This window comes from Micromonospora qiuiae, assembly GCF_016863555.1.
Taxonomy (GTDB): domain Bacteria; phylum Actinomycetota; class Actinomycetes; order Mycobacteriales; family Micromonosporaceae; genus Micromonospora; species Micromonospora qiuiae.
The window spans coordinates 1-6,040 of sequence record NZ_BOPC01000144.1 but is presented as its reverse complement, the minus strand read 5'-3'; the positions used below and the strand labels follow the sequence as shown (position 1 = coordinate 6,040).

Annotated in this window: 2 protein-coding genes; both read right to left on the bottom strand. The window is 73.0% G+C overall.

Going from position 1 to position 6,040, the window contains the following annotated elements; translation table 11 throughout:
- On the bottom strand, positions 1-5,642 hold a 5,642-nt coding region (locus Vqi01_RS29785), incomplete at its 3' end, for a non-ribosomal peptide synthetase (RefSeq protein ID WP_204038463.1).
- 35 nt (positions 5,643-5,677) lie between these two features.
- Positions 5,678-6,040: phosphopantetheine-binding protein (locus tag Vqi01_RS29780; RefSeq protein ID WP_239098771.1), on the bottom strand; the 363-nt coding region annotated here is incomplete at its 5' end.

The following is a 6,040-nucleotide window of genomic DNA, read 5'->3' as shown; positions in this document are numbered from 1 at the left end:
ACGCCGTCGATCGGGCGGCCGATGTCGCTGCGGACGGTGCGGAGGTCGAGCGCGGACGTCGGCTCGTACACCCGCGAGCTGACGTCGATGGTCGCCTCGCTCGGCCCGTAGGCGTTGACCAGCCGTCGGCCCGTCGACCAGAAGGCGGCGACGTCGGGTGGGCAGCCCTCACCCCCGGTCACGAGCGTGGTCAGGTGCGGCAGTTCCCGCTGCGGCACGGTGGCCAGCACGGAGGGTGGGATGTGCGCGTGGGTGATCCGGTTCTCCGCGAGGTACGCGTAGAGCTCGTCGCCGGTGAAGGTGGTCGGGGCCACGACGAGGCAGCCGCCGGCGAGCAACGCCATCGACACCTCCGCCACCATCACGTCGAAGCTCTGCGACACGAGCTGCGACACCCGGGCACCTGGCCGCGCGGCGTGCCGGGCGATCTGGTTGGCCAGCAGTCCGGCGATGCCGGCGTGCGTCACCTGCACCCCCTTCGGGGTGCCGGTAGAGCCCGAGGTGTAGATGAGGTAGGCCGGGTTCGAGACGCGTAGCGGGCCGAGCCGGTCCAGGTCGGACAGGTTGGTCGAGGCCAGCTCGGCCAGGTCGAGGTCCTCCAGCACGATCGTCTCGGCGTCCCCGACCGGAGGCAGCGCGGCCAGGCCGGCCCGGGTGGTCAGCACCACGGTGGGCGCGACGTCGCCGATCAGGAAGGCCAGCCGCTCGGCGGGGTGGGCGAGGTCCACCGGCACGTAGGCGCCGCCGGCCTTGGTCACCGCGACGATGCCGACGATCAGGTCGATCGACCGGGGCAGCGCCAGCGCCACCATCCGTTCCGGGTCGACCCCCCGCGCCACCAGGGCTCGCGCCAGCCGGTTGGCCCGCTCGTTGAGCTCCGCGTACCGCACCGTCCGGCCGTCCGCCTCGACGGCGGGCGCCGACGGGGTGGCCGCGACCTGCGCCTCGAACAGCGCGGCGAGAGTGGCGGCGGGCCGCTCGGAAGGCTGGCCCGCCCAGGTGTTGAGCAGGTCGTGGCGCTCCCGCTTTGCCAGGATCTCCACCCGGCCGACGCTGGCCAGAGGCTCCGCCACCAGGTTGCCGATCAGCCGGACCAGCCGGTCGGCCAGCGCCGCCACAGTGTCGCGTTCGAACAGTTCGGTGGCGAAGTAGACCTCCCCGGTGAGGCGGTCGCCGGAGAGGTGCATCATCAGCGCGAGGTCGAACTGAAGTGACGAGAGCGTCATGTCCTGCGCCCGCACCTGGACGTCGGCCAGGTCGGTGGGGTCGTCCTCGGCCCCGGCGAGGGTGAACATCACCTGGAACAGCGGGGACATGCTCTGGTCCCGTACCGGATTGAGCCGCTCCACCACCTGTTCGAACGGCACCTCGGCGTGGGTGAGTGCGCCGAGGACGGTGCCACGCACCTGGTCCAGTAGCTCGACGAAGGCCGGGCCGGGCAGGGCGTCGCCGAGGTCGGTGCGGATGACGACGCTGTTGACCAGGAAGCCGATGACGTCGGCCAGCTCGGGGCGGTCCCGGCCGGTCACCGGGGTGCCCACGGCGATGTCGCGCTGGCCGGTCAGGCGCGCGAGAAGCACCTGGAACGCGGCCAGCAGCACCACGAACGGCGTGACGCCCCGCGCCGCGCACAACTCGCGCAGGCCCTGCACGACCTCCGCCGGGAGTTCCAGGCGGACCCGGTCGGCGGCGAAGCTGGGTGACGCCGGGCGAGGACGGTCGACCGGCAGGCGGAGCACGGGAAGATCGGCGAGCTGCCGCTCCCAGTAGGCGAGGGCGTCATCGAACTTGCCGCTGTCCCGCCGTTCCCGCTGCCACCAGGCGAAGTCCGCGTAGTGCAGGGTCACCGGGGCGAGCGTGGGCGCGATGCCCGCCCGGCGGGCCCGGTAGCACTCGGCTACCTCGCGCCATAGAACGTTGTGGGACCAGCCGTCGTAGCCGATGTGGTGCAGCACGAGCAGCAGCACGTGCTCGTCGTCGCTGACCCGCAGCAGTTCGCCGCGCAGCACCGGGCCGGTGGCGAGGTCGAAGGGGCGAGCCCAGTCGTCATGCAGGATCCGGGTGACCTGGTCGTCGGGCAGACCGGTCACCGAGACGACCGGCAGTTCGACCGGGCACGGCGGGTCGACGACCTGCACCGGACCGTTGTCGGTCGCGATGTAGCGGGTGCGCAGGATCTCGTGTCGGGCCACCACGTCGCCCAGCGCGCCGGCCAGGGCGTCCACGTCGAGCGCACCGCACAGCCGTACCGCGACCGGCATGTTGTACGCCGGCGATTCCGGCGCGTACTGCCAGAGGAAGTAGAGGCGTTCCTGCGCGTACGACAGTGGCATCCCGTCGGCCTGGCGCGGCACTCGCGCCGGCGCCGGCCCGTCGGCGCGAGCGGCGGATGAGAGCTGGGCCGCCATCGCGGCGACCGTCGGCGCGTCGAAGACCGCCTGGACCGGCAGCTCGACCCCGAGGGCCTGGCGCAGGCCGAAGACGATCCGGGTGGCCAGCAGCGAGTGGCCACCGATCTCGAAGAAGTCGTCGTGGACGCCGATCTCGTCGGTACCGCCGAGCACCTGCCGCCACACCTCGGCCACGGCACGCTCGGCGTCGTCACGCGGGGCAACCCGCTCCACTGTGTCGGCCTCGGTGGTGACGGCCGGCAGCCGGGACTTGTCGACCTTTCCGCTCAGCGTGCGGGGCAACCGGTCGATCGGCACGAACGTGGAGACCCGCAGGTGGGCCGGGAGCCGCTCGTCCAGGTAGGCCCGCAGGGCGGTGCCGGACGGTGGGTTCGCGGGCGAGGTGACGATGTACGCGACGAGCCGGTGGTGGGAGACGCCGTCGCGCACCGCCACCACGCACGCCTCGCTGATTCCGTCGTGCCCGCGCAGCACCGTCTCGATCTCGCCGGGCTCGACCCGGTGGCCACGGATCTGCACCTGGTCGTCGCTGCGGCCGATGAACTCGATGCTGCCGTCGGCGAGCCACCGACCGCGGTCGCCGGTCCGGTACAGCCGGCTTCCGCTCTCGCTGCCGTACGGGTCGGGCAGGAAGCGGTCGGCCGTCAGCCCGGGACGGTTCAGGTAGCCCCGGGTCACCCCGTGTCCGCCGACGTACAGGTCGCCGATCACGCCCACCGGCACCGGTCGCAGCCGCTCGTCGAGCACGTGCACGGCGGTGTTCGCGACCGGCGAGCCCACCGGGACGATCCCGGAGGCGGTCGTGACGCCAGGGCGGGCGGCGAACATGGTGCTGTCGATCGAGGTCTCGGTTGCCCCCCAGGCGTTGACCACGCGGATCCCCGGCGGCAGGACCGCCAGCGCGGCCGCGTAGTCGCTGACCGCGAAGCTGTCCGCGCCGACCATCATCAGCTTGAGGTCAGGCAGGGACCGACCGCTCTCGGCCAGGTGCACGGTGACCGCGGTCAGCACCGCGGGAATGGTGTCGAAGGCGTCGATGCGTTCCGCCGCCAGCGCGGTCACCAGCGCCTCCGGATCACGGGCGAGCGACCGTGCGCCGAGCACCAGGCAGCTGCCGAACGTCACGCTGCGCACCAGGTCGCCGACGAACACGTCGAAGGCGGCGCTGGCGATGGTCATCCAACGGCGCAGGGGCGTTGGGTCCCAGGGGGTCCAGGCGACCCGCAGGTTGGCCAACCCGCCCCGGGTGCCCATCACGCCCTTCGGGGTGCCGGTCGAGCCCGAGGTGTGGATGACGTACGCGAGGGCGGACGGCGGCGCCGTGCGCGGCGGCCGGTCGGCCGACACCCCGACGAGGGCGGCCGGGTCGTCCAGCCGGACCGCCCGCCACCGGCCGGGCGGCAGGAGCGGTTCGGTGGCCGCGTCGCACAGCACCACGGTGGGCGCGACGCTGTCGAGCAGCGCGGCGACGCGGGCGGGTGGCTGTTCCGGGTCGACCGGCATGAACGCGGCGTCGGCCTTGAGCACGGCGAGCGGCGCGACAACGCTGTCATGGCCGCGTTCGACACAGATCGCGACCCGGTCGTCGATGCCGACCCCGTGCCGGCGCAGCAGGTTCGCGATGCGGTTCGCGCGCTCCTCGACCGCGGCGAAGTCGAGCACGTGCCCATCCCAGACCAGTGCGGGCGCGTCCGGGGTCAGGTCGGCGTACTCCTCGAAGTGCTGCTCGACGGAGACCTTGGGCGAATAGGTCAGCCGGGTGTTGTTCCAGTCCCGGACCATGCGGCGCTCTTGGCTGGTCGACAGGCGGTAGTCGCCGATCGGCCGGTCCGGTGTGGCGGCTATGCCGGCGAGAAGCTGTTCCAGGTGCTCCACGAACCGCTCGGCCGTGTCCCGGTCGAAGAGATCCACGCTGTACTCGAGTTCACCGGTCAGGCCCCCCGGGCCGTCGCGCAGGCCGAGCGTCAGGTCGACCTGCGCGCCCTGGGCCGCCCCGAGGTACGGCTCGACGTCGACGTCACCCAGGTCCCACGCGTCGTTGGCGGTGGCCGCGTCGCCGTCGGTGGTGAACATGACCTGGAACAGCGGGGTCGCACCCGCGTCGCGCACCGGGTTGATCCGCTCGACGACCTGGTCGAACGGCACGTCCTGGTGGGCCAGGCCGTCGAGGACGACGGCGCGGACCCGGGAGAGCACCTCGGTGAAGGTCGGGTCGCCGGACAGGTCGGTCCGCAGCACGACGGTGTTGGCGAAGAACCCGATCAGCCCGGCGACCTCGTCGGAATCCCGGCCGGCGACGGGCGTGCCGACCGCGACGTCCTGCTGGCCGGACAGCCGTGACAGCAGCACCTGGAAGGCGGCGAGCAGGACGACGAACGAGGTACAGCCGCTGGTCCGGCCGAGTTCCCGGAGCCCGGCGGCGACCGTGGCGGGCAGCCGTACCGGCACGCGGTCGCCGACGAACGTCGGCGACACCGGCCGGGGCCGGGCCACCGGCAGGTCAAGCGTGGGGACCTGCGCCAACCGGTCGTGCCAGTGGCGCAGGCTCCGCTCGTACCCGCCGGCGGCCCGCTGGCGGCGCTGCCACCAGGCGATGTCGGCGTACTGCAGGGGCAGCGGCGGCAACTGCGCCGCCGCCGCGGCGCCGCCGCGGTAGACCGCGGACAGCTCCCGCCACATGATCGGCAAGGACCACCCGTCGCAGGCGATGTGGTGCATCACCAGCAGCAGCACGTGCTCCCGGGAGCTCCGCCGGTAGAGCGTCGCCCGCAGCACCGGCCCGCCGGCCAGATCGAACGGGCGCAGCGTCTCCGCGTCGACCAGGTCGCGCAACGCCGCCTCGGAGCCGGTGCCGTCCGGGACGTCCACCACCGGCAGCGGCACCGGGGCAGCCGTGTCGACCACCTGTTCGGGGCCGCCGACGCCGTCGACGTAGCGGGTACGCAGCACCTCGTGCCGGGCCACCACCGCCGACAGCGCCTCGGCGAGCGCCGCGACGTCGACCGGTCCGTGCAGGCGCACCGCCACCGGTGCGTGGTAGGCCGCGGAGGCCGGTGCCAGCCGCCAGAGGAAGTAGAGCCGCTCCTGTGCGAACGACAGCGGCAGGGGCACGTCCCGGGGCGCCGCACCGATCCCGGCGCCGCGACTGTCGTTGCCCCGCATCCGCTGCAGCAGCAGCCGACGCCGCTCCGGAGAGAGCTGGGCGAGCCGCTCGGCGCGCGTGTCAGACATGGATGTCCCCTTCGATCTGGGCCGGCGGTGGATCTTTAGGACCTGGCGAGGTGTGCGCGAACGTCCTCGTCGGACATCGACTCGACCTCGCTGAGGGCGTCGGCGAGCAGATCGCCCTGTTCGTCGAGCGCCTCGGTGATGGCCTTGGCCAGGTCCTCGACGTACGGGGCTTCGAGGATCCGGCGCAGTTCGAGGTCCACCCCGAACGTGGTGCGGATGCGGAAGGCGACCTGCACGGCCTGCAGCGAGTGCCCGCCGAGGGCGAAGAAGTTGTCGCCGACGCCGACCCGCTCGATGCCGAGGACGTCGGACCAGACGGCGGCCACCTCCCGCTCCACCGCGTCGCGCGGGGAGACGTGGTCCGCCAGGTCGGTTGGCCGTTCCGGGCCGGGTTCCGG